The organism is Bradyrhizobium sp. th-b2 (assembly GCF_000426785.1).
GTDB classification, from domain to species: domain Bacteria; phylum Pseudomonadota; class Alphaproteobacteria; order Rhizobiales; family Xanthobacteraceae; genus Bradyrhizobium; species Bradyrhizobium septentrionale.
In genome coordinates this window covers 41864-66849 of the sequence record NZ_AUGA01000047.1, presented here as the reverse complement: position 1 = coordinate 66849, position 24986 = coordinate 41864, and the positions used below count along the sequence as shown (strand labels likewise).

The 24986-nt window shown below is 65.2% G+C and carries 28 protein-coding genes; 14 read left to right on the top strand and 14 right to left on the bottom strand.

Translation table 11 applies throughout. The annotated features are described in order from the left end of the window. The 5 genes from K359_RS0136540 to K359_RS0136520 all read left to right on the top strand — a co-directional run. Window positions 1-186 (top strand): hypothetical protein (locus tag K359_RS0136540; RefSeq protein WP_029083690.1); only part of this gene is annotated, 186 nt, incomplete at its 5' end. 77 nt (window positions 187-263) lie between these two features. Further along, window positions 264-734, top strand: coding sequence for a chemotaxis protein CheW (locus K359_RS0136535; protein ID WP_029083689.1), 471 nt, complete (start codon window positions 264-266; stop codon window positions 732-734). Window positions 735-797: 63 nt separating this feature from the next. After that, window positions 798-1163 (top strand): PleD family two-component system response regulator, encoded by a 366-nt coding sequence (locus K359_RS0136530; protein ID WP_029083688.1) that lies wholly within the window; start codon window positions 798-800, stop codon window positions 1161-1163. A gap of 77 nt (window positions 1164-1240) precedes the next feature. Next, window positions 1241-2413: a chemotaxis response regulator protein-glutamate methylesterase gene (locus K359_RS0136525; RefSeq protein ID WP_029083687.1), complete on the top strand. Its 1173-nt coding sequence runs from the start codon at window positions 1241-1243 to the stop codon at window positions 2411-2413. Beyond that, on the top strand, window positions 2410-3282 hold the full coding sequence (locus K359_RS0136520; protein WP_029083686.1) for a protein-glutamate O-methyltransferase CheR: 873 nt from the start codon (window positions 2410-2412) through the stop codon (window positions 3280-3282). The genes K359_RS0136525 and K359_RS0136520 overlap by 4 nt, the downstream gene beginning before the upstream one ends. Window positions 3283-3494: 212 nt before the next feature. On the opposite strand, the gene K359_RS0136515 is transcribed toward K359_RS0136520, so the two are convergent. From K359_RS0136515 to K359_RS0136500, 4 genes are all read right to left on the bottom strand, one after another. Continuing rightward, the gene (locus K359_RS0136515; RefSeq protein ID WP_029083685.1) at window positions 3495-4652 is read right to left on the bottom strand and encodes a glutathionylspermidine synthase family protein; all 1158 of its coding nucleotides are present in this window, start codon (window positions 4650-4652) and stop codon (window positions 3495-3497) included. Between the two features lie 127 nt (window positions 4653-4779). Next, entirely contained in the window at window positions 4780-5001 is a 222-nt protein-coding gene (locus K359_RS0136510) for a hypothetical protein (RefSeq protein WP_029083684.1), read from the bottom strand. 102 nt (window positions 5002-5103) lie between these two features. Continuing rightward, window positions 5104-5538 carry a hypothetical protein gene (locus K359_RS0136505; protein ID WP_029083683.1) on the bottom strand — a complete coding sequence of 145 codons (435 nt, stop codon included), beginning with the start codon at window positions 5536-5538 and terminating at the stop codon, window positions 5104-5106. A gap of 15 nt (window positions 5539-5553) precedes the next feature. After that, window positions 5554-5958: a DUF350 domain-containing protein gene (locus K359_RS0136500; RefSeq protein WP_029083682.1), complete on the bottom strand. Its 405-nt coding sequence runs from the start codon at window positions 5956-5958 to the stop codon at window positions 5554-5556. A 279-nt stretch (window positions 5959-6237) separates the two neighbouring features. Between K359_RS0136500 and K359_RS61935 the strand changes: the two genes are divergently transcribed. Together K359_RS61935 and K359_RS57590 are read left to right on the top strand one after the other, a co-directional pair. Next, entirely contained in the window at window positions 6238-7407 is a 1170-nt protein-coding gene (locus K359_RS61935) for a hypothetical protein (RefSeq protein ID WP_156928849.1), read from the top strand. 16 nt (window positions 7408-7423) lie between these two features. After that, window positions 7424-9028 carry a S8 family serine peptidase gene (locus K359_RS57590; protein ID WP_156928848.1) on the top strand — a complete coding sequence of 535 codons (1605 nt, stop codon included), beginning with the start codon at window positions 7424-7426 and terminating at the stop codon, window positions 9026-9028. 82 nt (window positions 9029-9110) lie between these two features. On the opposite strand, the gene ctrA is transcribed toward K359_RS57590, so the two are convergent. Next, window positions 9111-9812, bottom strand: a complete 702-nt coding sequence (gene ctrA, locus K359_RS0136485) for a response regulator transcription factor CtrA (protein ID WP_016848562.1) — start codon at window positions 9810-9812, stop codon at window positions 9111-9113. Between the two features lie 365 nt (window positions 9813-10177). Here ctrA and fliI point away from each other — a divergent pair, with 365 nt between their 5' ends. From fliI to K359_RS0136465, 4 genes are all read left to right on the top strand, one after another. Beyond that, window positions 10178-11503, top strand: coding sequence for a flagellar protein export ATPase FliI (fliI, locus tag K359_RS0136480; protein WP_029083681.1), 1326 nt, complete (start codon window positions 10178-10180; stop codon window positions 11501-11503). A gap of 108 nt (window positions 11504-11611) precedes the next feature. Further along, window positions 11612-12031: a flagellar export protein FliJ gene (gene fliJ, locus K359_RS0136475; protein ID WP_016848565.1), complete on the top strand. Its 420-nt coding sequence runs from the start codon at window positions 11612-11614 to the stop codon at window positions 12029-12031. Window positions 12032-12243: 212 nt separating this feature from the next. After that, complete coding sequence (locus tag K359_RS0136470; RefSeq protein WP_029083680.1) at window positions 12244-12789, top strand: sigma-70 family RNA polymerase sigma factor; 546 nt, start codon at window positions 12244-12246, stop codon at window positions 12787-12789. A 3-nt stretch (window positions 12790-12792) separates the two neighbouring features. Continuing rightward, window positions 12793-13767 (top strand): anti-sigma factor domain-containing protein, encoded by a 975-nt coding sequence (locus K359_RS0136465; RefSeq protein ID WP_029083679.1) that lies wholly within the window; start codon window positions 12793-12795, stop codon window positions 13765-13767. 326 nt (window positions 13768-14093) lie between these two features. On the opposite strand, the gene K359_RS0136460 is transcribed toward K359_RS0136465, so the two are convergent. From K359_RS0136460 to K359_RS61930, 4 genes are all read right to left on the bottom strand, one after another. Next, entirely contained in the window at window positions 14094-14294 is a 201-nt protein-coding gene (locus K359_RS0136460) for a hypothetical protein (RefSeq protein WP_016848568.1), read from the bottom strand. 381 nt (window positions 14295-14675) lie between these two features. Further along, complete coding sequence (flhA, locus tag K359_RS0136455; protein ID WP_029083678.1) at window positions 14676-16808, bottom strand: flagellar biosynthesis protein FlhA; 2133 nt, start codon at window positions 16806-16808, stop codon at window positions 14676-14678. A 297-nt stretch (window positions 16809-17105) separates the two neighbouring features. Then, window positions 17106-17402 (bottom strand): hypothetical protein, encoded by a 297-nt coding sequence (locus tag K359_RS0136450; RefSeq protein ID WP_029083677.1) that lies wholly within the window; start codon window positions 17400-17402, stop codon window positions 17106-17108. Window positions 17403-17506: 104 nt separating this feature from the next. Then, a complete protein-coding gene (locus tag K359_RS61930) occupies window positions 17507-17716 on the bottom strand; it encodes a hypothetical protein (RefSeq protein WP_156928846.1) in 210 nt (69 codons plus the stop codon). A gap of 239 nt (window positions 17717-17955) precedes the next feature. Here K359_RS61930 and K359_RS0136440 point away from each other — a divergent pair, with 239 nt between their 5' ends. Together K359_RS0136440 and K359_RS0136435 are read left to right on the top strand one after the other, a co-directional pair. Next, window positions 17956-18414, top strand: a complete 459-nt coding sequence (locus K359_RS0136440; RefSeq protein ID WP_245284824.1) for a hypothetical protein — start codon at window positions 17956-17958, stop codon at window positions 18412-18414. A gap of 62 nt (window positions 18415-18476) precedes the next feature. Continuing rightward, the gene (locus tag K359_RS0136435; protein WP_371261228.1) at window positions 18477-19757 is read left to right on the top strand and encodes an MFS transporter; all 1281 of its coding nucleotides are present in this window, start codon (window positions 18477-18479) and stop codon (window positions 19755-19757) included. Between the two features lie 15 nt (window positions 19758-19772). On the opposite strand, the gene K359_RS0136430 is transcribed toward K359_RS0136435, so the two are convergent. The 3 genes from K359_RS0136430 to K359_RS0136420 all read right to left on the bottom strand — a co-directional run bounded on the left by K359_RS0136430 (window position 19773) and on the right by K359_RS0136420 (window position 21664). Next, complete coding sequence (locus tag K359_RS0136430) at window positions 19773-20177, bottom strand: DUF4864 domain-containing protein (RefSeq protein WP_029083674.1); 405 nt, start codon at window positions 20175-20177, stop codon at window positions 19773-19775. An 83-nt stretch (window positions 20178-20260) separates the two neighbouring features. Next, a complete protein-coding gene (locus K359_RS54075; RefSeq protein ID WP_051346608.1) occupies window positions 20261-21106 on the bottom strand; it encodes a caspase family protein in 846 nt (281 codons plus the stop codon). 123 nt (window positions 21107-21229) lie between these two features. After that, window positions 21230-21664, bottom strand: a complete 435-nt coding sequence (locus tag K359_RS0136420) for a hypothetical protein (RefSeq protein WP_029083673.1) — start codon at window positions 21662-21664, stop codon at window positions 21230-21232. Window positions 21665-21804: 140 nt separating this feature from the next. On the opposite strand from K359_RS0136420, the gene K359_RS54070 reads away from it, so the two are divergent. Then, window positions 21805-22557, top strand: a complete 753-nt coding sequence (locus K359_RS54070) for a helix-turn-helix domain-containing protein (protein ID WP_051346612.1) — start codon at window positions 21805-21807, stop codon at window positions 22555-22557. 201 nt (window positions 22558-22758) lie between these two features. Here K359_RS54070 and K359_RS0136405 read toward each other — a convergent pair whose 3' ends face one another. Beyond that, window positions 22759-24183 carry a lysozyme inhibitor LprI family protein gene (locus K359_RS0136405; protein WP_029083672.1) on the bottom strand — a complete coding sequence of 475 codons (1425 nt, stop codon included), beginning with the start codon at window positions 24181-24183 and terminating at the stop codon, window positions 22759-22761. A gap of 140 nt (window positions 24184-24323) precedes the next feature. Further along, a complete protein-coding gene (locus K359_RS0136400; RefSeq protein ID WP_018273259.1) occupies window positions 24324-24872 on the bottom strand; it encodes a cupin domain-containing protein in 549 nt (182 codons plus the stop codon). Window positions 24873-24986 lie beyond the last annotated feature (114 nt).

Genomic DNA, 24986 nt, shown 5'->3' with positions numbered 1-24986 from the left:
GAGAACATCCGCTCTGACCACAATCTGATCGGGCTGCCGATCATCGCGCTGTCGGCGATGGTGTCGCCGGCGGCGATCGAGCGCGGCCGGCAGGCCGGCTTCCACGACTATGTCGCCAAGTTTGACCGTCCCGGACTGATCGCGGCGCTGAAAGAGCAGACCGCCGAACTGCGCCGGGCGGCCTAGAGCATGATCCGGAAAAGTGGGAACCGGTTTTCCGATCAGATCATGCTCAAACGAAGGACTCGAAGGAAACAGCATCGATGACCAGCAAGACCGAGACCAGTGAAGGCGCGATGGCCGAATACGTCACCGCTGTGATCGGCGGGCAGCTGTTTGGCTTACCGATCTCGCGGGTGCAGGACGTGTTCATGCCGGAGCGGCTGACGCGGGTGCCGCTGTCGTCGACCGAGATCGCCGGCGTGCTCAATCTGCGCGGCCGCATCGTCACCGTGGTCGACATGCGCGCCCGGCTCGGGCTGCCGAAGGCCGCTGACGGCCAGCCGCCGATGGCGGTCGGCGTCGACCAGCGCGGCGAATCCTATGGCCTCCTGATCGACCAGATCGGCGAAGTGCTGCGGCTGCCCGACGACAGCCGCCAGGACAACCCGGTCAACCTCGATCCCCGCATGGCCAAGCTCGCCGGCGGCGTCTACCGCCTCGACGGCCAGCTCATGGTCGTCCTCGATATCGATCGCGTGCTCGAACTGGTGCCCAACGCCAAAGCGGCGTGAACAGGGCCGCCAGAACTGAAGAACTGAAACATCCCACCGGGGATGAGGAAGTAGAGGTCGCAAATGAGAACCTGTCTTGTTGTCGATGACTCAAGCGTCATTCGCAAGGTCGCCCGCCGCATCCTGGAAGGGCTCGACTTCCAGATCATCGAGGCCGAGGACGGCGCCAAGGCGCTCGAAGCCTGCAAGCGGGCGATGCCGGAAGCGGTGCTGCTCGACTGGAACATGCCTGTCATGGACGGTTACGAGTTTCTCGGCAATCTCCGCCGCATGCCCGGCGGCGATCAGCCCAAGGTCGTGTTCTGCACCACCGAGAATGACGTCGCGCATATCGCACGCGCGCTGCATGCCGGTGCCAACGAATACATCATGAAGCCGTTCGACCGGGACATCGTCACCGCGAAGTTCCAGGAAGTCGGTCTGATTTAAGTCGATCGTTCGATCCGGCGGCAGAAGCCTTCGGCTCAACGGTTTGTTGTGCGTCGTGTTGCGTCGCTGGTGAAGTCATGAGTATTGCGTTGACAAGTGCTGCGGTCCCGACGTCGACCCGTACCGACAAGGTGCGGGTGATGGTGGTCGACGATTCCGTGGTGATCCGCGGGATGATCTCGCGCTGGATCGGTGCCGAGCCCGACATGGAGGTCGTGGCATCGCTGCGCACCGGCCTTGATGCCGTCAACCAGCTCGAGCGCATCAACCCCGACGTTGCGGTGCTCGATATCGAGATGCCTGAGCTCGACGGCATCTCGGCGCTGCCGCAGCTCCTGGCGAAGAAGCGCGACCTCGTCATCATCATGGCCTCGACGTTGACCCGCCGCAATGCGGAGATCAGCCTGAAGGCGTTGTCGCTCGGCGCGTCCGACTACATTCCGAAGCCGGAAAGCACGCGCGAGGCGACCGCCGCGGAGACCTTCCGTCACGATCTGATCCAGAAGATCCGTCATCTAGGCGCCAAGGCGCGGCGCGGCACCGCGCACACGACGGCGAGCCCGCCGCTTGCGCCCGGACATGACAGACTGCGCACGGCGGCTCCAGGAGCGCCCGCTGCCCCCGCCGCGGCGGCGCCGATTGTGCGCCGCGCGTTCGGCCTGCTGCCGCCGAAGGTGCTGCTGATCGGCTCCTCCACCGGCGGCCCGCAGGCGCTGATGCTGCTGGTCGGCGAGATCGGACCGGTGATCGATCGCTTCCCGGTGCTGATCACCCAGCACATGCCGCCGACCTTCACCACCATTCTCGCCGAGCATCTGGCGCGCGCCAGCAAGCGTCCGGCACATGAGGCAATCGACGGCGAGAGCATCAAGCCGGGTCAGATCTATCTGGCGCCGGGCGGACGCCACATGCGCATCGCCCGCCACGGCATCGATGCCACCATCGCGCTCGACGACGGACCGCCGGTCAATTTCTGCAAGCCCGCGGTGGACCCGATGTTCACCTCCGCGATCGATGTCTGGCAGGGCAGCATCATGTCGGTGATCCTGACCGGCATGGGCTCCGACGGCATGCGCGGCGGCAAGGATATCGTCGCCGCCGGCGGCAGCGTGATCGCCCAGGACGAAGCGACCAGCGTGGTGTGGGGCATGCCCGGTGCCGCGGTCCATGCCGGAATCTGCGCCGCCGTGCTGCCGCTCAATCAGATCGCACCGAAACTTGTTCGCGTGTTTTCGGGAGACCGTGCGTGACGCCGCTGGACTACGAGTATCTGCGTAAGCTGCTGAAGGAACGTTCCGGCCTCGATCTGTCGCCCGACAAGCAATATCTCGTCGAGAGCCGCCTGCTGCCGCTGGCGCGCCGGTCGAACCTCGCCGGCATTCCCGAGCTGGTGCAACGGATGAAGGGCGACGCCGAGCCGCTGACATCGGAAGTGGTCGAGGCGATGACCACCAACGAGACCTTCTTCTTTCGCGACAAGATCCCGTTCGACCATCTGAAGGACGCGGTGCTGCCCGCGCTGGCGCAGGCACGCGCCTCCCGCCGCAGCCTGCGGATCTGGTGCGCGGCATCGTCGACCGGGCAGGAGCCCTATTCGATCGCGATGCTGCTGAAGGAAATGACCGCGCTGTTCACCGGCTGGCGCATCGAGATCGTCGCCACCGACCTGTCGCAGGCGGTGCTGGAAAAGTCCAAGGCCGGCCTGTTCAGCCAGTTCGAGGTGCAGCGCGGCCTGCCGATCCAGCTGCTGGTGAAGTATTTTGTGCAGAAGGGCGAGCTGTGGCAGCTCAACGCCGATATCCGCGGCATGGTGCAGCACCGTCAGCTCAATCTGCTGCAGGACCTGTCGCATCTCGGTAGCTTCGATGTGATCTTCTGCCGCAACGTGCTGATCTATTTCGATCAGCAGACCAAGGCCGGCATCTTCGGCAAGATCGCCAGGATGCTCGAGCCCGACGGCGTGCTGGCGCTCGGCGCGGCGGAGTCCGTGGTCGGCATCACCACGTTGTTCAGGCCCTATCCCGAGCGGCGCGGGCTGTATCAGCCGAGCGTTGCTCCGGTTGCGCGTGCCGGCGCCGCGGTTCATGTGCTGAAGGCGGTGGCGTCGGCTGCGCGTTGAGCGCGTCATTCTCCGCGTGATCGAACCTCCTGTCCGTCATCCTGAGGAGCCGCGAAGCGGCGTCTCGAAGGATCGACGGCCCGGGCGGTGGCCGCACGTTCTTCGAACTTGCGTCTTAGGATGATGGCAGACAGCCGGGCCGTTCATCCTTCGAGACGCGCGCAAGAGCGCGCTCCTCAGGATGACGGAGGCAGAGCAGCGCTTAGAAGTCGCTACAAGATCGCGTGCGGCAGAAACCGGGAGGTGTTGCCGGTGATCGGGTTCTCGTCCTCGCGGATCGACAGCCCGCACGGCGTGTGGTCGACCAGCCAGCTGCCGAGCACAGGGTACTGCCCGGAAAAATTCGGCAACGGCGCCAGCGCCTGGCGGATGAAGCCTTCGGCGCCGTAGGGGCCTTCCTCTGCGACCAGCGTAAGGCCGGCGCTGACCAGTTCGACGTTGGCGCCCTCGCGCGAATAGATCGGCTTGCGTACGTAGGAGGTGCCGAGCTGAGCTGCCTGCGGGTCGTCCTCGAAATAGGCCGGCAGCAGATTGGGGTGGTTCGGGAACATCTCCCACAGCAGCGGCAGGATGCCCTTGTTGGACAGGATCGCCTTCCAGGGCGGCTCGATCCACTGCGTCGGCGCGGCCGCGAGATTCTTGCCGAACGCGTCGTGAAACATCCACTCCCACGGGTAGAGCTTGAACGCCAGCCTGATCGGGCATTCGTCGAGGTCGACGAACTGGCCGTCGTTGCGCAGCCCGATCTGCTCGATGTCGAGCAGCGTGGTCTTCAGCCCGGCTTGCGCTGCGGTGTCCTCGAGATAGGCGAGCGTGCCGGCGTCCTCGGCATTTCCGGTCAGGCCGGTGAGGTGCAGCGGGTGGGTCGCGCCGATCGTCTTCCAGGCCCCGATCAGCGCCTCGTGGATCGAGTTGAACTGGTCGGCGCGCTTCGGGATGATGTTGCGCGCGATCGCCTGTTCGAGCCAGGTCCATTGAAACACCGCCGCCTCGAAGATCGAGGTCGGCGTGTCGGCGTTGTATTCGAGCAGCTTTGCCGGGCCGCTGCCGCTGAATTTGAGATCGAGCCGGCCGTACAGGCTCGGGTTCTTGCGGCGCCAGCTCACAGCGATCAGATCCCAGTACGCCTCCGGAATCTTCAGCCGGCGCAGATAGCGCTCGTCCTTGACCGCACGGCCGGCGAGCTCGAGGCACATTGCCTCGATCTCGCCGGTCGGCGCTTCGATGTCGCGCTCGATCTCGTCCAGCGTGAAGGCGTAATAGGCACGCTCGTCCCAGTAACGTTCGCCGTCAATGCTGTGGAAGGTGAAGCCGGCGTTCTCGGCGGTCGTTTGCCAATCGTCGCGCTCGGGGCATGCGATGCGTTGCATGAGGGTGGCCCGTGATCTTCAGACGACGCGTGTCAGCCTGGTGTCAGGTTTGCTTGAGCATGATCTCCGCGCAAACGCTTCGCGTTTGTCGCGCCGAAAACCGGTGTCCACTTTTCCGGATCATGCTCTAGCTTCCGCCATGCGAGGGATCGCCGTCGCCATAGCGGGCGATGGTGCGCGGAGCGCCGCCGAAGCCCCCGGAGGGCGACACTTGCTCGGGCTGCTTTTTCTTCGGTCGGTGCCCTGCATGGTGGTGACTGCGAGCCTGACCTGGCGTCAGGCCGATCGACGCCGCGCCGATCGCAATACTTCCCATCAATTTCAGCCATACGCGGCGCGAGCGTTTCATCGACGCAATCCCTGTCATCTGCGGAGCCGCGCCGAGTGTCCACCAGCCGGGATGGCCGGGCAAGCGAAAGCGCGATGACGCGCCGATGACACCACAAAATGCTCATCCGCCGCCGCCGAAGCCGAACGCATGCGCGAACGAGCCGAAGCCGCCGCGGCTGACCGAGGAGCTCGACGACGAACTCGACGAGGATGACGAGCCGCCCGACGAGGAGCTGCTGCTGTAGAAGCTGCTGCGTGAGGAGCCGCCGCTGCTGCCGCCCGAACCGGACGACGAACTGCGCGCCGTGCAATCGACGCCGGGTTGCGGGGGCACTGGCGCAGTGGTGCCCGGAGCGGTGACGCCCGGTGGCGGCGGCTGCACGGGCTGGCAATTAGGCCGCGGCATCAGCGCGTAGGCGCTGCCGCCGACCGCGAGCGTGCCCATGATCAGCAGCGCGACATGGTTGGAGCGCTTGGAGGGTGGCTCCGGCCGCGGCTGCACCTCCGGCACGACCAGCCGCCGCTTGCCGAAATCCGGGTTCGGTTTGCGCGCCATGGTTAGCTCATTGGCTCAGTAGATCATGCAGGCCGCGTTCAGCGCGCCTGCGGCCAGCGAGGACAGCCCGAGCCAGATCGCCGGCGCGAGCTCGCCTGCGGCGATCCGCGCCGACAGGCTCGGCACCGGGATCTTCACGATGTAATAGACGATGATCTGCACGATCAGCGCGATCATGCTCCAGATCAGGCAGTCGATCACGTTGGCGGAGTGGGCGATGGCGCTGACCACCGGCAGCACGAAGCCGAGCAGGCTCAAGCCGAGCGCAATCGCCGCCGCCGGATCATTGTCGCGGATCAGCTGGAATTCGTCGTGCGGTGTGACGCGCGTGTAGACGAAGAGGTAGGCGACCACGGCGATCAGCGCCGTGCAAAAATAGACCAGGAACGCCGGCAGGCCGGCGAGGGATTGCAGGATCATGTGATGCGCCCGAACTGCCGCTTGTCGGTCGTCGTATAGCCCATTGGTCGCAGTTCGCGAAGCTTCGGTTCGAAATCCCGGCAGCTAGGGACATCAGGGGCCCACATGCCGGGGCCGCCTGTGAGCCGCTTCACACGGAAATCAGCAATCGTCCTCTATATGGAATGCAACCTTTGGTGATTGGCGCGCGGTCACCTCGGTGATGGCGCCGGCCACATGCGTGCCGATCCGCAATCGGCAGACCGTGTCTGAGCCCTGCGATGCTGGAGGAGGATGACGATGAGACGATTGGTCAACGCCGTGCTCGGTTGCGGCTTGTGTCTGCTTCCTGTTGGTCCAGCCGTGGCGCAAACGACGCCGAACCCGGCGATGAATGAGCCGGACCAACTGGCCTGGCAGTTCTTCATTCAGGTCAATACGAGCGCCGGCGGCAGCAATGCTCTGTTCGAGACTTGGGCCAGCGACTCCGATACGTTCAAGGCCAATCCGCAATTCCCGAGGGCGCCAGCGCCGCTCGCGCTGCACCAGCCCGCGGTGCCGAGGCTGGGCCGTCTGGCGCTGCAGCAGTCGGGTAAGCTGTTGCCGGCGATTCCGCCCGGCGCGGGCTTCCTCGAGGAAACCCGCCGCAACAAGGAGTCGTTCGACTTCATCGTCCAGAACAACCTGTACAAGGTGTCCGGTCTTCGCACGGCGTTTGGCAAGACCCTGTCATTCCCGGTTGCCGCGATGGAGGTGAAGGCGAACTGGATGCTGGTGACGGATATTCCGGAATTCAGCGGTGGCAGGGTCTCGCTCGCCGACGTGCCCAAGCTCTACCACGTCAACACCGGCTCCGACGGCCAGCAATACGCCTTCGTCTCCATGCACATCATCTCCAAGGCGGCCCCGAACTGGACGTGGGCGACCTTCGAGCACAAGTTCAATCCCGGACGCTGCGACATCATCGGCTGCCACGACGCGTTCGGCGCGCAGACCAACCCGATGAACCCGAATCCGCAGCCGAACCAGGCCTATCCTGATTGCGTGAAGACGCCGGCGCTGGCGGCGATGATCGCATCCGCCAACTGGGATCCGGCATTCGCCAATTATTGTCTCAAGGGATCGCAGACCGATTTCACCGATGCGACCGGCCTCGACATCCGTGTCGGCAATTCGGTCACCGAGCGGGGTTTTGTCGATCAATCCTCGTGCATGACTTGCCACGGCCGCGCGGCCTGGGACAACACGGGTGCTGCGACCACCGGCGCCGGATTCGACAACAACGGCGCGCCGCTCGGCCCGATCCAGCCCAACTGGTTCTGGCGTTTCTCCACTCAGCCGCCGATCTTCCAGGGCATGCCCGGCCTCACGCAGATTGCCACCTCCGCAGACTTCGTCTGGTCGATCCCGTTCTGCGCGATCGACGACACCCAGACCCCGCCGCAGCCGAGCGGCTGCACGGGGAAATAGGCTGTTGGATGCACCGGTGACCGGGCAAAAGATTCAGCTCGCAGGCAGCTATCGCGCCGAGCCGCCGGGTGCGACCTATGTCGGCGAGGTCGATCCGGACGAACGCATCGTCGTCACGATCTACCTGAAGCGGCGCACGCCCGACGCGTTCCAGCCGGGCAGCGCCGGCGATCTTGCCCGGCTGGCGAAGCCGATCACGCGGCACGCGCTGGCAGTGCAGCGCCGCCGCACCCACGGCCGCGCCGCTGCACGCATCAGGAAGCTGGCGGCGCAGTATCGCGTCACGGTGCTTGAAATCGATCTGTCGCAGCGAACCGTCACGCTGGAGGCTACGGCACGCCTGTTGAGCGAAGTGCTCGGCGCAACGCTTCGCGTCTATGACGACGGCCGTTGCCGCTTCCGCGCCCGCGTCGGCGCCTTGGTCGTACCGAAGGACATCGCGCCGTGGACCCGCGCGATCCTGGGCTTTGACCAACGGCCGGTGTCGAGGCCGCCGGAGCGGCTGCGCGCGCTCGCGGGGGCCGGAGCCGGTGCAGGCTTGTGGCCGACGGATGTCGCCGCGCGCTACGGCATTCCGCTCGATCGCGATGTTTCGAAAGTCTGTGTCGGCATCATCGCACTGGGCGGCGGTTATCTCGCCACCGACCTGGCGCAGGCGCTGACGGCGATGGGGCGCGACCCGCCTGAAGTTGTCGACAAAGCGGTCACAACCATGGCCGGGGCTGCTGCGGCGCCGGGGATCGGCAATCAATTTGGCGGCGGCACGATGTCCGACGAGGAGATCGCGCTCGATCTCCAGATCCTGGCCGGCCTGCTGCCGAAGGCGCGGATCGTGGTCTATTTCGCCGGCAACACCATTCAGAGCCTGGTCGGCGCAATCAATCATGCGATCTTCGACGACGCCAACCGGCCGCAGGTCTTGTCCGTCAGCTGGGGCAGCGCCGAGATGTTCTGGAGCTCGTCCGCTCGCGACGCGATGCAGGCGGTGTTGGCCGACGCCCAGCGCTTGAAGGTCACGGTGCTGTTCGCGGCCGGTGACGAGCTTGCGACCGGCGGATTGGACGATGGCAAGGCCCATGTCTGGTTTCCCGCGTCGAGTCCCTATGTGCTCAGTTGTGGCGGTACGCAGCCTGCGGCCGGCGATGCCGATGCGACGCTCAATGGGGAAATCGTCTGGAACGACGGCGTCAGCGGCACCGGCGGCGGGATCAGCGACGTGTTTCCGGTGCCGGCCTATCAGTCCGCCCTCGCGCTGCCGGCCTCCGTCAATGACGGAGCCGTGCGGCGCGGTGTTCCCGATGTCGCCGCGGCAGCGGCCGCCACGCCGGGCTACCGCATCGTGCTTAACGGTGCGGTATTGATCAAGGACGGTACCAGCGCAGTCGCGCCGCTATGGGCCGGACTGATCGCGATCGCCAATGCGGCGCGTGACGCGCCGCTCGGCTTCGTTAATTCCACACTCTATGCCAACCAGGCGCTGTTCAGCTCGATCGAGCAGGGCAACAACCGCGTCCGCGGCAAGGGTTACGATGCAGGTCGCGGTTGGAGCGCCTGCACGGGTCTCGGTGTCCCGAAGGGCGCGGATCTCGTCGCGGCGCTCGCGGCAACGCCGGTCGCGTAGCATCGCAAACAAAAACCCCGCCATTTGCGGCGGGGTTGAGGTCGGGAGGAGCGAACCCTGGGTTCGCTGCGGCGCCAGAAGGTCAGGCGGGAATGCGCTCGTCGGCCTCGTGCGGCTCGCGCAGCACGTAGCCGCGGCCCCACACGGTCTCGATGAAGTTGCGGCCCTCGGAGGCGTTGGCGAGCTTCTTGCGCAGCTTGCAGATGAAGACGTCGATGATCTTCAGCTCCGGCTCGTCCATGCCGCCGTAGAGGTGGTTGAGGAACATTTCCTTGGTGAGCGTGGTGCCCTTGCGGAGCGAGAGCAGCTCCAGCATCTGGTATTCCTTGCCGGTCAGGTGCACGCGCTGGCCGCCGACCTCGACCGTCTTGGTGTCGAGATTGACCACGAGATCGCCGGTCTGGATGACCGACTGGGCGTGGCCCTTGGAGCGGCGCACGATCGCGTGGATGCGGGCGACCAGTTCGTCCTTGTGGAAGGGCTTGGTCATGTAGTCGTCGGCGCCGACGCCGAGACCCTTGACCTTGTCCTCGATGCCGGCAAGGCCGGAGAGGATCAGAATGGGAGTCTTGATCTTCGAGACCCGGAGCTGCTTCAGCACGTCATAACCGGACATGTCGGGCAGGTTGAGGTCGAGCAGGATGATGTCGTAGTCGTAAAGCTTGCCGAGATCGACGCCTTCTTCACCGAGATCCGTCGTGTAGACGTTGAAACTCTCGGATTTGAGCATCAATTCGATCGACTGCGCGACGGCGCTATCATCTTCAATCAGCAAAACGCGCATGCCAGTCCCCTATAGTCGCCGCTCCGGGCGTCAGGTCGGCCGCACTTGCGGCACTCAAAACGCCTTTGAACAACTGATTCGGATCCTGACGAGATATGGTTAACAAAAACTGATTCCTTCACGCAAGCTCTAACCGTGCAATTTTTGTCGAATCGCCCTAAGATATTGCGTAGAAGTAGGTTTTCCTAACCGCGCTCGTTCAGATTCCAGATTAAGAGGCGGGCCTAACCGACTCTCGCGACTCGCCCTTCTTCTGATGGGCAAGCGACCTCAGTCACCAAAGACAGTGACGCAATGATTAATGATGCGGGTAAACACGAAGTTAAGCGGCTGGAGCAAAATCGCGGAAACTTAAGGTTTTCGCAATGAAGGCGCTCGCGGAGCAGATCGGCGGCATCGACGGCGTCAATATTTATGGCCGTGTGGTCGGTGTTCGCGGGCTCATGGTCGAGATCGCGGGGCCCATTCACGCGATGTCGGTCGGCGCCCGCATCGTGATCGACGTCGGTGCAGGCCGCTTCATCCCGGCCGAGGTGATCGGCTTCTCCGGCGAGAACGCGGTGGTGATGCCGTTCGGCGGGCTCGAGGGTGTCAGGCGCGGTTGCCGCGCGGTCATCGCCAATGCGGCGAGCCAGGTGCGGCCGTCGCCGGCGTGGCTCGGCCGCGTCGTCAACGCGATGGGCGAACCGATCGACGGCAAGGGCCCGCTGCCGCAGGGCGCCTCACCGATGTCCTACCGCAACTCGCCGCCCCCTGCACATTCGCGCAAGCGGGTCGGTCCGCCGCTCGATCTCGGCGTGCGCGGTCTCAATACCTTCCTGACCTGCTGCCGCGGCCAGCGGCTCGGCATCTTCGCCGGCTCCGGCGTCGGCAAGTCGGTGCTGCTGTCGATGCTGGCGCGCAATGTCGATGCCGCGATCTCGGTGATCGGGCTGATCGGCGAACGCGGCCGCGAGGTGCAAGAATTCCTCCAGGAAGACCTCGGCGAGGAGGGGCTGGCGCGCTCGGTCGTGGTGGTCGCCACCTCGGACGAGCCGGCGCTGATGCGGCGCCAGGCGGCGTACCTCACGCTCGCCATCGCGGAGTATTTCCGCGATGAGGACCAGGACGTGCTGTGCCTGATGGACTCGGTGACGCGCTTTGCGATGGCGCAACGCGAAATCGGCCTCTCGGCCGGCGAGCCGCCGACCGCCAAGGGCTACACGCCGACCGTGTTCACCGAGCTGCCGAAGTTGTTGGAGCGGGCCGGGCCGGGTACCGGCGACGGTACCATCACCGCGATCTTCACCGTGCTGGTCGACGGCGACGACCACAATGAGCCGATCGCGGACGCGGTGCGCGGCATCCTCGACGGTCATATTGTAATGCAGCGGGCAATCGCCGAGCGCGGCCGCTATCCCGCGGTCAACATCCTCAAGTCGGTCTCGCGCACGATGCCGAAGTCGGCCGATCCGAACTTCCTGCCCTACATCAACAAGGCGCGGCAGGTGATGGCGACCTATGCCGACATGGAGGAATTGATCCGGCTCGGGGCCTACCGGCCGGGTTCCAGCCCCGAGGTCGACGAGGCGATCCGGCTGCATGAGCCGCTCGAGGCCTACCTGCGCCAGGCCAAGGAGGAGGCGACCAGCCTTGGCGACGGCTACCGGCAACTCGCTCAAATCCTGTCGGGTTTGGAAACGGAACGCTAACTTTGTCAGGCCATCATCTCCGGCACACCATAGCTATGCCGGCGGGGCCCAGGGGGGTGCCGGCTCTGTCCCGCGTTCAGAATTGGGACTTCTGGGGAGTATGAGTCGATGAAGTCACGTGAAACGCTGATCCGCCTGAAGAAGTTTCAGGTCGATGAAAAGCGCCGTCGGGTTACCCAGATCGAAGGCATGATCGCCGACTTCCAGCGCATGTCCGTCGAACTCGAGCGCGAGATCCAGACCGAACAGGAGCGCGCCGGGATCAACGACCCCACGCACTTCGCCTATCCGACCTATGCCAAGGCCGCGATCCAGCGCCGCGAGAACCTGACCCGCTCGGCCGACGAACTGCGCGCCCAGCTCGACGACGCCAAGGCGCTGCTGTCGGAGGCTTTCGAGGAGCTGAAGAAGGTCGAACTGCTCGACGAGCGCGATCAGGCGCGCGAACGCGCGGAGGAGAGCGCTCGCGAACAGGCCGACATGGATTCGATCGGCCTGATGCGGGCCCGTCTCGGCGTCATCGCCTGATATCTCGCTCCCTCCGCTGACCAGATTGAGAGCCCGGGCCGATCGCCCGGGCTTTTTGTTGGGCGCTGTCCACAAGCCGGCCACTTGGCGCCTACTTGGCGGATCGTGGTGTCCCAAAATATGCTACCACCGGTCCGGACCGGACGATCGGCGGCACGGTGGCAATGAGGCGATGGGGGATGCAGGCTTGATGCAGGCTTGGGGGGCGCAAGATGCTGACGCCGGCTGAGCTGGTCTGGCTAATCGCCGCCGTCGCGAGGGGGGATGAGGCCGCCTTTGAGCGGTTGTACGCCGCGACCCGCGCGAAACTCTTCGGCGTCGTGCTCCGTATCTTGCGGCGACAGGACCTCGCAGAGGAGGTCATTCAGGAGGCTTACGTCAAGATCTGGAACAGCGCCGGGCAGTTCAACCCAGCCCTGTCGTCCCCGATCACGTGGATGACGTCGATCGCGCGCAACCGCGCCATCGACGTTGTGCGCAAGCGAGGCGAGTCCTCGCTGGAAGATGAGCCGGCCGCGATGGAAGTCGCCGCCGACTCACCCGATCCGCTGGCGCGACGGGAAATGACGGAAGAGTTGAAGCGGTTGTTGGAGTGCGTCGGTCGTCTGGAGCCGGATCGTCAGAAGCTCGTGCTGCTCGCCTATTACAACGGCTGGAGCCGCGAACAGCTCGCCGCAAAGTTCGAGACGCCGGTGAACACGGTGAAGACCTGGCTGCGCCGCAGCCTGATGGATATCCGGGAGTGTCTTGGACTCTGATTGATGGCCACTAGTGAAGACCATATCGCGCTCGCCGCGGAATATGCGCTCGGTACGCTCGACGCCGAGGAGCGCGCGCAGGTCGAGACCATGATGGCCGTCGACAGCGAGTTCGCAGCCCTCGTGCAGGCCTGGGAGTTCAGGCTCGGGCCGCTCAACCAGATGGTTGGCTCGGTCGAGCCGCGCCCGGTGGTCTGGGACAACATCAAGGCGGCGATCGGCCATGCGAGCGCGCCGCAGGCGCCGCTGGTGCTGCCCGAGCCGCCGGCCGCGACGGTGACACCGCCGCCACCGAAGCCGATCATGGACGATTCCGAATTCGGCTCAGCGTTCGATCCGGACGAGCCGCAGCAGCCGCGGGCGATACCGCAGCCAACCGAGATCCGGCGGCCACGGGTCAGCTTCGGTGACAGCAACGTGGTCGCGCTGACGAGCCGCGTGAAGCGCTGGCGCGGCATCGCGTCGGCTGCGACTGCGATCGCGGCCGCGTTGCTGGTGACGCTCAGCCTGCAGATCTTCCGGCCCGACGCCTTGCCGAACGCGATCCGGCCGAAGCCGCGCATCCAGACCGTGGAAGTGAAAACGCCGGCGCCGGCATTCGCGCCGTCCGCGCAATATGTCGCGCTGTTGCAGGGGCAGAATGGCGGACCCGCCTTCATCCTTACCATCGACGGCGCGACCAAGAACTTCACGGTCCGCAAGGTCGGCGCCCCGTCGGAGCCCGGCAAGAGTTTTGAGCTGTGGCTGATCTCCGACAAGCTGCCGCAGCCGCGATCGCTCGGCGTGATCGGCGCCGATGATTTCACCGCGCGCCCGGTGTTGTCGGGCTATGACCCCGACGTGATCAACGGCGCCACCTATGCGGTGACCGTCGAGCAGGCCGGCGGTTCGCCGAACGGCCAGCCGACTTCGGCACCGATCTTCACCGGCAAGCTGATCGAGACCGTGCCAGGCGCGTCGGGTTCGACGCCGCGGTAAGCCCAGCGCAATATCGGTGTTCTCCGTCATGGCCGGGCGCGTCCCGGCCATCCACGTCTTTGGGCCGCCGAGGTGAGCAAGACGTGGATGCCCGGGACAAGCCCGGGCATGACGAGTTGAAGTGTTCTTGCCGATTCAGCGATCAGCACAATCTCGAACGGCGCTGTTGCCATCCGCACAAAAAAGAAAACGCCCGTGGGGAGCGGGCGTTTTCGGTAGTCAACTTGGGGGTAGTTGGGGGTCTTAAATATCCACGCAGCGACTTTGGGGGGCTGTAAAGAACACTACGTGAATTCGTGAAACTCTCCTGTTAGCGAGCTGGCTGATCAGCGGACCAGCGAGTTGCTCGAGCTTGTGATCGCGACCGGCTTGCCGGCCTTCATGACCCGCGCCGTCTGCGTATAACCCTCGTCCGACGAATTGTGCGCCGCGATGCCGAAACCGGCGACCAGGATACCGGCGAACAACGCCACGACCACAATCTTCAGGTGCGTCATACGATCGGCGCTGTAGATCGAGTGGTTCATGGAAGTCTCCTGCCGCCTTCCTGCTCTGTTAATCTGTCGGTCTGCTCTGTTGCCCGGTTCAACGTCTCGTGCCCCACCAACGTAGGATTTGCCGATTCCGTTCCCTAGAGGTCATCACAAGCTGGTGATGAGACGTGATCCGCCGCGATCGAAAGTCGCCTCGAGTCACCGAGATAAACATTAATTACTCGTAATATCAGTATCTTGCTGGAGTGTCGGGCGCCGATCACCAAGATAGGCCCGTTCCAGACAGTTCCGCACAAATCAGTTGCCTGTGGCGAGAAAACACAGGCGAAAACGCGAATGATTTGCGCCCGCTAGAGCGTTTTCGAGCGAAGTGGACGCCGGTTCGCGTGAAGAAAACGCGTCAAACAAGAAGCTCTACACGCTGCCGACCGTCTTCAGCCGGGCTCGGGGATGGATCTCGGCCTGCGACAAAACGGTGGTCTGCGAGCGGAAACGTTCCACCAGGGAGCGAACGAACGGCCGGATCGCGGCCGACGTCACCAGCACCGGTGCCTCGCCTTCGCGCGCCGCTTGTTCGAAGGCGTTGCGCACGGCGGTCATGAACTCCGATAGCTTTGAAGGCTGCATCGCCAGGCTGCGGTCGTCGCCCTGACCGACGATCGACTCGGCAAACGCCTGCTCCCAGCGCGCCGACAGCGCGATCAGCGGCAGATAGCCGTTTGGCGAGGTGTTCTGGGCGCAAATCTGCCGCGCCAGCCGGGCCCGGACATGCTCGACCATGGCGGACGGATTGCGCGAGAACGCCAGCGCGTCGGCGATGCCTTCGAGGATGGTCGAGAGATCGCGGATCGAGATGCGCTCGGCGAGCAGCAGCTGCAGCACGCGCTGGATGCCCGACATCGTGACCTGGCTCGGCACGATGTCCTTGATCAGCTCGCCCTGCTCCTTCGGCAGGTCCTTCAGCAGCTTCTGCACCTCGCCATAGGACAGCAGGTCCGCCATGTTGGTCTTGAGCAGCTCGGTCAGATGCGTCGACAGCACGGTGGCGGCGTCGACCACGGTGTAGCCCTTCAGCGCGGCCTCTTCCTTCAGGCCGGCATCGACCCAGGTCGCCGGCAGGCCGAAGGTCGGCTCGATGGTGTGGATGCCGGGCAGCTGTACCTGGTTGCCGGCGGGGTCCATGACCATGAACTGGCTCGGCCAGATCTTGCCGGTGCCGGCGTCGACTTCCTTGATCTTGATGACGTAGCTGTTGGCCTCGAGCTGCACATTGTCGAGGATGCGCACCGCCGGCATCACAAAGCCCATCTCGATCGCGAGCGAGCGGCGCAGCGCCTTGATCTGCTCGGTGAGGCGGTCGGTGCCGTCGGGTCCGTTGACCAGCGGCAGCAGCGCGTAGCCGAGCTCGATCTTGAGGTCGTCGATCTTCAGCGCGGCGGCGATCGGCTCCTCCGCGGCGGCGGCTGCCGCGGCCGCGGCCGCAGCGGGGGCGGCGGCTTCGGCGGCCTCGGCGGCCTTCGCCGCCCGCTTGTGTTTGCGCGCGTTCCAGGCCAGCGCCGCGGCGCCGGAGCCCAGCGCCAGGAACGGCAGCGTCGGAATGCCCGGCAGCAGCGCCAGCATCAGCATGACGCCGGCCGACATGCCGAGCGCCTGCGGATAGCCGGAGAGCTGGCGCATCAGCGCCTTGTCGGCGGCGCCGGTGATGCCGGCCTTGGAGACGAGCAGGCCCGCGGCGGTCGAAACGATCAGCGCGGGCACCTGGGTGACGAGGCCGTCGCCGACCGTCAGCACGGTATAGGTGCGGGCGGCTTCGCTGAAGGAGAGGCCCTGCTGGGCGACGCCGATGATGATGCCGCCGACGATGTTGATGCCGACGATCAAAAGGCCGGCGATGGCGTCGCCGCGGACGAATTTCGAGGCACCGTCCATGGCGCCGAAGAAGCCGCTCTCGTCTTCCAGCGCCTTGCGGCGTTCTTTGGCCGCTTTCTCGTCGATCAGGCCGGCGGACAGGTCGGCGTCGATCGCCATCTGCTTGCCGGGCATCGAGTCCAGTTGAAAGCGCGCCGCGACTTCGGCGATGCGGCCCGAACCCTTGGTGATGACCACGAAGTTCACGATCACCAGGATCGCGAACACGATGATGCCGATCACGAAGTTGCCGCCCATCACGAAGTTGCCGAACGCCTCGATGACGTGGCCGGCCGCCGCCGTGCCCTCATGACCGTGGCTCAGGATCAGCCGGGTCGAGGCCATGTTCAGCGACAGCCGCATCATGGTCGAGATCAAGAGGATGGTCGGAAACGACGAGAATTCCAGCGGCGCCTGGATGAACAGCGAGGTCATCAGGATCAGGATCGAGATCGTAATCGAGACCGCCAGGAACAGGTCGAGCACGATCGAGGGCAGCGGCAGGATCAGCACCACCAGGATGGTGAGGACGCCGATCGCCAGCGCGATATCGCCGCGCTTCAGGATCTCGCCGATCTCGCCGAGGCTCGGCAATCCGCTCTTGCCTGCCGTGCCCTGACCCGCCGTGACGTCGACCATGGTAGCCGCTCTCCCCCGCGACTGGCGGCCGCGGCCGCCAAGCGTCTGCGCGACGGCCGCAGGGCCGCCGTTCCGAAAGTGAGGCACCGCGCTGGCGTCCACGGGGATCTCCACCCGCTATACGCGTTCGACGACACTCGACTTCACTGGGCAATTCTTGCCGGGTGTATGGTTAGCAAAGGGTTAATAAGTGCCTCTGCGGGGCCGCGCGGGTCGTCGCAGGCGCCGGGCATGGCGGATTTCCGGCCGGGAGCGCGGGCGGACGGCTCGGCCGTTCGGGGACGGGGTTCGCAGCCTCTATCTGAAAGCACCGAGCATGACGCCTGATGCGGCGATCAGGCCGAGGGTGATGACGCTGGTGCGCCACAGCAATTGCTGCCGCGCGGCACGCCGGTCGTGGAAGGCCAGCCAGTCGCGGACAAAGCCTGCGGGAACATCGAATACCACCGCGAGCTCGTCGCGATGGTGGGTCTCATGCTCGCAATACATCGTCCGGACTGTCGCCACGCCCAGCCGCTCGAGCTCGCAATGCCACTGCCAGGCATGCTTGCCGTTGGTCCAACGATTTTCGAAAGGGATCACGTGTGATTCCATGACGAGCCTCCTGGCCCACCCTTGAACCTCACGCGGCAATTCTAGCTCAAGATGCGGATCGGTGCGAGATCGGCGTCGGCCGTCCCGGACCGATCATGACGGCGCTAATTTGCCGGACGCATCCAACTGCGCCAATGCGTCGGCTGGATATCGAGGTGCTTGCTGCTGGCATGATCGACCCATTCGGCGCCGTCCCGGTGGCACGGGAACATGAGCGCGTGGACCATGCCGTCATAGTCGATGACACAGACCTCGAGCTCGCGGTCCGCTGGTGCTGACGCAACGGGCAACCACTCTGCAGACGACGAATGCATGATGACCCTCCGACAGTATGCGCTTCGATCCTTTATCTTGCGAACTGCGTGATATCCCGGCGAAATGATAGTTCGGGTTGCGCGCCGCCAGTGTGAACCGGTTCGCATTATAGCAGCTTTCTTCATCAGCATGGATCACCGTTCGACCAGCGATATTCCCGAACCGGCGGAGCCGGAGAATTGAACTTGCCGGACCCGGCGCCGACCAAATGCAACGTAAAGGTCATTGTGGATGCCGAATGCCAAACCAGATGCGCCGCACCATTGCGATGATTGACAGGCGCGGGTTCGTGAGGCGCGGCCTTGTCGCGGCCATATCCCTTTGCGTTGCGACCGCGGCGTTCGCGAAACCGCCCGGTGCCGAGGCCGTGATGATCCGCATGATCGCCTGCGAAGGCGAGGGTGTCCGGATGGAGGTCTATCTGCCGCTATCGGTCGATCGCCATATGCGGGGCGGACAATCGGTGATTGGCTACTACACGCTGGACCTGACGGATGTGAACAAGGGCAAGCCGCTCGAGCCGGTGCGCGTCACCCTGAGCGCCGACGAGAAGACCGTGACCGTCGATCAATACCTCCGTGGCCTGCCGCCGACCCGGATTCCCGTCGCCGGCGGCACCGTCGACTTCGACCAGCGGTTCGCCAGGCACGCGAAGTGCGGCGCATTCCAGTCGCAGGATCCCAATTTCGGGAACTGATCCGTCTCACATGCCGGCGCGGGTGCGCGTCCCGTTGCTGGCGCATGCCTAATCTCTCGGCAATGTGGCTTGACCCGGAGGCAAATGCCGACGAAGTTCCGCTTGCCGTGGCAATTTCTTCTGAATTTTCCCCTGAAGTCGCAACGTTCATTCCCGACTCGCGCCGGGCGTGGCTGCGCCTTGCTGTGGCCGTGGCGATCGGCTCGCTCGGCAGCGTCGGCATGTGGTCCGTGGTGGTGGCGCTGCCGGTGGTGCAGACCGACTTCGGCGCCACCCGCGGAACGGCCTCGCTCGCCTTCACCATGGTGATGCTCGGCTTCGGCATCGGCCAGGTCGTGACCGGCAAGATCAGCGACCGCTACGGCATCGTCGCGGCGATCGGCGCCGGAATCGGCATCCTCGGCCTCGGCTATGTCGGCGCCGGCTACGCGCCGTCGATCTGGGCCTTCATCCTGCTGCATTTCGCCATCGGCCTGTCGTCGGCCGCGACCTTCGGCCCGCTGATGGCGGAGGCGTCGCACTGGTTCGAGCGCTACCGGGGGCTGGCGGTCGCGATCGCCGCCAGCGGCAATTATGTCGGCGGCACGGTGTGGCCGCCGCTGGTCAATTTCGGCATGCAGAGCGTCGGCTGGCGCACCACCCATGTTGCGATCGGCATCTTCACCGCGATCGCGATGACGCTCGCGCTAATGGTGCTGCGGCTGTTGATGGGCGCGGCTGTCAGGCGCAGCCATGTCAACGCGGCGCCGCCGCGGGTCGATCTGCGGCTTTCCACCAACGCGCTGACCGCGATCCTGGCGCTCGCGTCGATCTCCTGCTGCGTGGCGATGTCGATGCCGCAGGTCCACATCGTCGCCTATTGCGGCGATCTCGGCTACGGCGTGGCGCGCGGTGCCGAGATGCTGTCGCTGATGCTCGGCTTCGGCATCATCAGCCGGATCGGCTCCGGCTTCCTCGCCGACCGGATCGGCGGCATCCGCACCTTGCTGATCGGCTCGATCGCGCAGGGCTCGGCGCTGTTGTTCTATCTGTTCTTCGACAGCCTGACCTCGCTCTACGTCATCTCCGCGATGTTCGGCCTGTTCCAGGGCGGCATCGTGCCGAGCTATGCCATCATCGTGCGCGAGGCGATGCCGGCGTCGGAGGCCGCGACCCGGATCGGCATCGTGATCTTCGCCTCGGTGTTCGGCATGTCCTTTGGCGGCTGGATCTCAGGCGTGATCTTCGACGCCACCGGCTCTTACGCCGCGGCCTTCACCAATGGCCTCGCCTGGAACCTGCTCAATGTCAGCATCATCCTGCTGCTTCTGATGCGGGCGCGGCAGCGGCTGGCGCTGGCGTAGCTTTGCTGCATCAGATCACACCGCCTGGCCGGCTTTCAGCAGCGAGCAGCCGGTGATCTTCAAACTGCCGTCCGCCTGCCGCTCCAGCGTGTAGAGTGCCTCCCACGCCTCGCCATTTGCATCGACGATATGGACGCGTTGCGCGATCCGGTCGCCGTCGCTCTGCGCCGCGCCGAACTCGAAGCTCCTGTGGCGATAGACCGGCGCGTACTGGCTCTGCACCATCGACATGAAGATGTCGGGCTGCGGAAAGATCTGCCGGATCGCGGGCGCGGCATAGGAATAGGCGGAAGCGGCATCGTCGCGGCCGAACGCCTGCTCCTGGGCGCGGATCACGTCCTGCGCGGCACCAACGTCGTCGGCGGCAACTGATGAGACGAGGGCGAACAGAATGGCGGCAATGAGTGCGATCGCGCGCATGCGGGGTTCCATCTCGGATACCTGCTGTTACGCATGACACCCCAGGCCGGTTTCCGCTGCAAGCGACAAAGGTGTCGCGTGCGTCAGCGCGGGACGCCGCGCGGCGGCCTGGCCGCTAGTCCGGCATCCCGTGCAGGCTCGGTTTCCCTGGCCACCGCTGGCTCGCCGGAAAAATAGAACCGGTCTGCGATCGGCGAGGCGGCGACCCAGGGCAATTGCCGGCCATGGGTTGCCTTCTCCACCGCAAGCCCGACCTCGTTGAAGGTCCTGAACAGGCCATAGCCCTGATGCCGCATGGTGGCGGCCAGCGCGCGCGTATAGGGGCTGTGGCCGTTGTCACCATCGAGCGCGACGCTGCGCGGCTGGGTCGCAAACGAGATCAGCGTGCCCGCCGGCGCCTGCATCTGCGCCAGCCCGCCGGTGGCGGAGCGCACGCCGCGATCGCGAAACGGATTGTTGCGGCAGGCATCGAGCAGCACGAGATTGATCCTGGCGCCGGATTTCTCCATCTGGTCGAGCACGCCGGCCATGGCGATGCCCTGCATGAACACGTCACCCTCGTTGGCGGGATCGGCGTCGACCGGCACCAGATAATTCAGGCCGTGGGTCTCGACGCCGTGGCCGGCATAATAGAACAGCGCCACGTCGGCGCCGACCAGTTCGCGGCCGAAAGCCTGCAGCACATCGTCGAAGCCGGTTTTGGTCAGGTCGACCTGCGCGCCGCCGCCGACCACGAGGAAGCCGAGCGACGACAGCGTGTCCGAGACCAGCCTGGCATCGCCGGCCGGGTTCGGCAGCTTCGGCGCGCTCCGATAGGCGGAATTGCCGATCACCAGTGCGACCCGCTTCTCGGCCTGAACGGCGGTGCCGATGCACAGCACGAATGCCGCGACGATCAGGCGCGACAGGATGCCGTTTCGGCCGGACATGGTGATGCACTCCGCGGGGCGGGACGTCGGGCTGTTATGGATTGGTCTTTCCGGATCGCCTCCGGTTCGAACGAAGCTGCCGCCCGTTATCGGGCGTGCACCCATCCAGATTGAGGAGCGATGTCAGTTGACGCGCCGGTTGCGGCGCAGCAGCGCCTCGGCGGTCGGGCATCCGGTCCGCCGCGCTGAGGGCGTCGCGAAGGGCCGCTCTATGGTGACGATCTGGCAGCCGTGCTGCGCCGAAACGTCGGCCACGACGCTCGACACCGCGTCGTCGATCCGTGAGCCGGGCAGATGGGCGACGATCAGGTCGCTGATGCTGAGCCGCTTGCGGACGCGCAGGTCGCTATCGACGCGGTAGCTGAACAGGGCATGGATGACGCCGCGGCGATCGCGGATCGCGATCAGCCCGGTCTGGAGCGAGCTGCCGCGGCTGCGCCGGCGCACGAACCGCAGCCATTGCTGCGTGGTAATACTGGCATCATGCATGAACACCAGCGGATAGGCCGCGATGGCGTCCTGATGGTCGATCGGAAGTGCTTGGAAATGCTCGTTCATCGTCGGTTTCCCCGAACACGGACGAAATTGCTGGGGAACGGGCGGCGCAGCATTGATCTGCATCAATGACCCCGGCGGTTGATCCAGATCAAATCGCGGCTGATAGTGTCGACATCGAAACCATGCGGACCCCCGAAGCCATGAGCATCGCCGAACCACTGCAGGATTCGTGTGCCGGCACGACGCCGTGCGACTGCATGCACGGCCGCGCCACCAATGGCTGCGAGGACTGCAAGGTCAGGCTGTTCAGCGTCTGCGCTGCACTGGAGCCGTCCGAGCTCGAGGAGCTCGACCGGATCAGCCAGGCCAAGCAGGTCCCGGCAAGAACGACGCTGTTCGAGCAGAGTGCGCCGGCGGGGAGCGTGTTCAACGTCACCGACGGGGTCGTGCGGCTGTACAAGTCATTGCCCGACGGCCGCCGCCAGATCGTCGGTTTCGCACTGCCGGGCGACTTCCTCGGACTTGCGCTGCAGGACCGCTACGGCGTCACCGCGGAGGCGGTGAGCCAGGTCGCGGTGTGCCGTTTCGCGCGATCGACGTTCCTTGCCTATGTCGACGGCAAGCCGCATCTGCTGCGCCGCCTGCATGAATTCGCCGGGCACGAACTCAGCCTGGCGCAGGACCAGATGCTGCTGCTCGGGCGGCGCAGTGCCGAGGAAAAGATCGCCGCGTTTCTGCTCAACATGCAGACGCGACACGCCCGGATCGGAAGCATGTCCGTCACCGTGCCGCTGCCGATGAGCCGGCAGGACATCGCCGACTATCTCGGTCTCACCATCGAGACGGTGAGCCGCACCCTGACCCGGCTTGCGCGCGAGAAGGTGGTGCTGATCGTGCCCGATGGTGTGCGGCTGCTCGACCTCGAACGGCTCAAGCTGAGCGGCGCGAGCTGACGCTGCGGCGCCGGCTTTTTGATCCAGCACAAGGCGATGCGCGCGTGAGCGCGCTAGGTCTCTCCATCATATGCAGGAGACGACCCATGCCCCTCGACACCATCCTTGTCATGATCGCCGTCACCGCGATGTTCGCCACTATTGCAATCGTCATTGCGTGGGGCGACCGGCAGACGCGCGATCTGTGACGCTGTCCGCGCTTTAGCGGATCGCGCCCTTGAATTTGTCGATGTCCGGCGACGGGCGGGCGGGAAACAGCCGCGCGGTCGAGGAGATGTCGAGCCGGCGCCGGCATTTTGCCTCGTCGGCGCTATCCTCGGCGCCGTCCTTGCCGGTGCGCTTTTTGGCGAAGACGTCGTCCATCCGGTTGACGATCAGCATGGCGTGGTCGCGCTCGAGCGTATCGGGGTTCTTGCGCCGCTCGTCGGAGCGAAACACGCCGGCCACGATCTTGCCCGTCATGTCGTAGTCGCAGCCGGCCTTCCAGTCGCCCTGGTCCCACTTCCATCCCGTGGCGCTCAGGGTGCCGTCGCTGTCGGCGGTGACCTTGATGACGGCGTTATAGGCGAGCCAGATGCCGGCGAGCCCATTGCGCTTGTCGTCAAAGCCTTCGAGCAGCGCGAGGCGTTCGCGCTGCAATCCGTCGACATGGTCGCGGGCACCGACGGTGTCGTGCACCTGCGAGGTCTGCTTCTCCCAGGCGGGATGCAGGAATTCCGGATACTCCTCAGTCTGGCTCTTCACCCAGTTGCGCTGGTCGTCGATCAGCGCGCGCCGCGTTGGCTCGTCGAGCCGCGGCTGCAAAGCTTTCCAGGCCCGGTTCAGGCGCTGGTCATTGTCGGCCAAATCAGGGTCGGCGCAGATTTCCTCATCGGTCGCGGTCTCCGGCCTGGTGCAGTCGAAGGTCGGGGTGACGAAAGTGGTATCGGCCTTGTCGGATGCCGCGTCCTTGCCGGCGGCAAAATAGCTGCCGGTGATCTGCCCCATGGATTCGCATGCGGCGAGGCCGCCCTCGTCGTCGCCCAGGATCGCAACGATGCGCAAGCTCTCTCCCTGGCGGCGGACCTTCAACGACGGTGGCTTTGCGGTTTCGGCGGTCTTGGCCGGGTCGGTGAGTGCGGGGCCGGACAGCCAGCCGCTCGCGGCAGGCTTGACCAGCGCGGTCAGCTTGCAAGTCCGCCGCCGGTCGCCGCCATAGTCGCCTCGCAGATCGGCGGCGAGGCGATAGGCGCCGGCTTCGGCCGGCGTCAGCGTGATGTTGCCGAACGCGTTGACCCAGCTGCCGGCGAGGCCCGGCCGGCCGGATGCCATTCCGTCAAGCGCTGCGGCGCGGCGGCGCAGGGCCTCGGCGAAACTCTCTTTTAGCTCGTCCGCATCGGCGTCGGCCATGACCTCCGCGGCGTCGATGATCATCTCGTTGAACCAGGCCTGGTCGCGCTTCAGCAGCGGCTTGATGTTGGCCGGCATCTTTGCCAGCGCCGCATCGAATGCCTTGTCGATCTGCGCCACGAGCTTGTCATAACCGGCCTTCGTGCAGTCGGCGGTCTTGATCGTGCTGTCGCCGGTATCGCCGCACAGCCTGATCGCGGTCGGCGCGCTGCTCGATGCGCGCAGATAATCGTCCATCGCAATGGACGGACTGGACGCCAGGACCGTGATGGCCGCTGAGATAGCTACGAGCCGTGGGGAGCAAGGCATGGGCGATAACCTGCAAGGCCGCGGCATGCGGCCCTTGCGCCTTGGGTCGCCGGCCGCCCGCGCCCGGTTCAAAATGTCGGCGGCGTGCAGGCCGAGATCACCTCGCACGGCTTGGCGCCGATGCAGCGGAAGCGGTGCGGGCGGCGGCTTTCGAAATAATAGGCGTCGCCGGCGTTGAGTACCCGACGCTCGTCGTCGACCGTGACCTCGAGCCGGCCCGACACCACGATGCCGCCTTCCTCGCCCTCATGCACCAGCGGCACCCGGCCGGTGTCGCTGCCTGGCTCGTAGCGCTCCTTCAGGATCTGCAACGCCCGGCCGAACAGGCTGTCGCCGATCTGGAGGTAAGAGATCGGCTTCTTGCCGATCTCGGTCAGCTCGTCGGCGCGGTAGAATGCCTTGCGCGGCCGCTCCGGCTCGATCGCGAAGAATTCGGCGAGCCCCATCGGGATGCCGTCGAGGATGCGCTTCAGCGCGCCGACCGACGGGTTCATCTGGTTGGATTCGATCAGCGAAATCGTCGAATTGGTCACGCCGGAGCGCTTGGCGAGTTCGCGCTGCGACAGCTTGTGCCGCGCACGGATGAATCGCAGCCGCCCGCCGATGTCGACGCTCATGACAGTCCCTTTGGCAAAATCGCTGTTGCAGGTGTTGCGGATCGAACAAATCTTCGCAGACCGCCTCAACAAGATCAATGGCTTGCCGTGCGACAGAAAAGGACTTGTTGAGTG

Bases quoted from the DNA above. Each gene is read 5' to 3' on its own strand.
- K359_RS0136535 (WP_029083689.1), top strand. From the start codon at position 264: ATGACCAGCAAGACCGAGACCAGTGAAGGCGCGATGGCCGAATACGTC.
- K359_RS0136530 (WP_029083688.1), top strand. From the start codon at position 798: ATGAGAACCTGTCTTGTTGTCGATGACTCAAGCGTCATTCGCAAGGTC.
- K359_RS0136525 (WP_029083687.1), top strand. From the start codon at position 1,241: ATGAGTATTGCGTTGACAAGTGCTGCGGTCCCGACGTCGACCCGTACC.
- K359_RS0136515 (WP_029083685.1), bottom strand. From the start codon at position 4,652: ATGCAACGCATCGCATGCCCCGAGCGCGACGATTGGCAAACGACCGCC.
- K359_RS0136510 (WP_029083684.1), bottom strand. From the start codon at position 5,001: ATGAAACGCTCGCGCCGCGTATGGCTGAAATTGATGGGAAGTATTGCG.
- K359_RS0136505 (WP_029083683.1), bottom strand. From the start codon at position 5,538: ATGGCGCGCAAACCGAACCCGGATTTCGGCAAGCGGCGGCTGGTCGTG.
- K359_RS0136500 (WP_029083682.1), bottom strand. From the start codon at position 5,958: ATGATCCTGCAATCCCTCGCCGGCCTGCCGGCGTTCCTGGTCTATTTT.
- K359_RS61935 (WP_156928849.1), top strand. From the start codon at position 6,238: ATGAGACGATTGGTCAACGCCGTGCTCGGTTGCGGCTTGTGTCTGCTT.
- ctrA (WP_016848562.1), bottom strand. From the start codon at position 9,812: ATGCGCGTTTTGCTGATTGAAGATGATAGCGCCGTCGCGCAGTCGATC.
- fliI (WP_029083681.1), top strand. From the start codon at position 10,178: ATGAAGGCGCTCGCGGAGCAGATCGGCGGCATCGACGGCGTCAATATT.
- fliJ (WP_016848565.1), top strand. From the start codon at position 11,612: ATGAAGTCACGTGAAACGCTGATCCGCCTGAAGAAGTTTCAGGTCGAT.
- K359_RS0136470 (WP_029083680.1), top strand. From the start codon at position 12,244: ATGCTGACGCCGGCTGAGCTGGTCTGGCTAATCGCCGCCGTCGCGAGG.
- K359_RS0136465 (WP_029083679.1), top strand. From the start codon at position 12,793: ATGGCCACTAGTGAAGACCATATCGCGCTCGCCGCGGAATATGCGCTC.
- K359_RS0136460 (WP_016848568.1), bottom strand. From the start codon at position 14,294: ATGAACCACTCGATCTACAGCGCCGATCGTATGACGCACCTGAAGATT.
- flhA (WP_029083678.1), bottom strand. From the start codon at position 16,808: ATGGTCGACGTCACGGCGGGTCAGGGCACGGCAGGCAAGAGCGGATTG.
- K359_RS0136450 (WP_029083677.1), bottom strand. From the start codon at position 17,402: ATGGAATCACACGTGATCCCTTTCGAAAATCGTTGGACCAACGGCAAG.
- K359_RS61930 (WP_156928846.1), bottom strand. From the start codon at position 17,716: ATGCATTCGTCGTCTGCAGAGTGGTTGCCCGTTGCGTCAGCACCAGCG.
- K359_RS0136440 (WP_245284824.1), top strand. From the start codon at position 17,956: ATGCCAAACCAGATGCGCCGCACCATTGCGATGATTGACAGGCGCGGG.
- K359_RS0136435 (WP_371261228.1), top strand. From the start codon at position 18,477: ATGTGGCTTGACCCGGAGGCAAATGCCGACGAAGTTCCGCTTGCCGTG.
- K359_RS0136430 (WP_029083674.1), bottom strand. From the start codon at position 20,177: ATGCGCGCGATCGCACTCATTGCCGCCATTCTGTTCGCCCTCGTCTCA.
- K359_RS54075 (WP_051346608.1), bottom strand. From the start codon at position 21,106: ATGTCCGGCCGAAACGGCATCCTGTCGCGCCTGATCGTCGCGGCATTC.
- K359_RS0136420 (WP_029083673.1), bottom strand. From the start codon at position 21,664: ATGAACGAGCATTTCCAAGCACTTCCGATCGACCATCAGGACGCCATC.
- K359_RS54070 (WP_051346612.1), top strand. From the start codon at position 21,805: ATGAGCATCGCCGAACCACTGCAGGATTCGTGTGCCGGCACGACGCCG.
- K359_RS0136405 (WP_029083672.1), bottom strand. From the start codon at position 24,183: ATGGACGATTATCTGCGCGCATCGAGCAGCGCGCCGACCGCGATCAGG.
- K359_RS0136400 (WP_018273259.1), bottom strand. From the start codon at position 24,872: ATGAGCGTCGACATCGGCGGGCGGCTGCGATTCATCCGTGCGCGGCAC.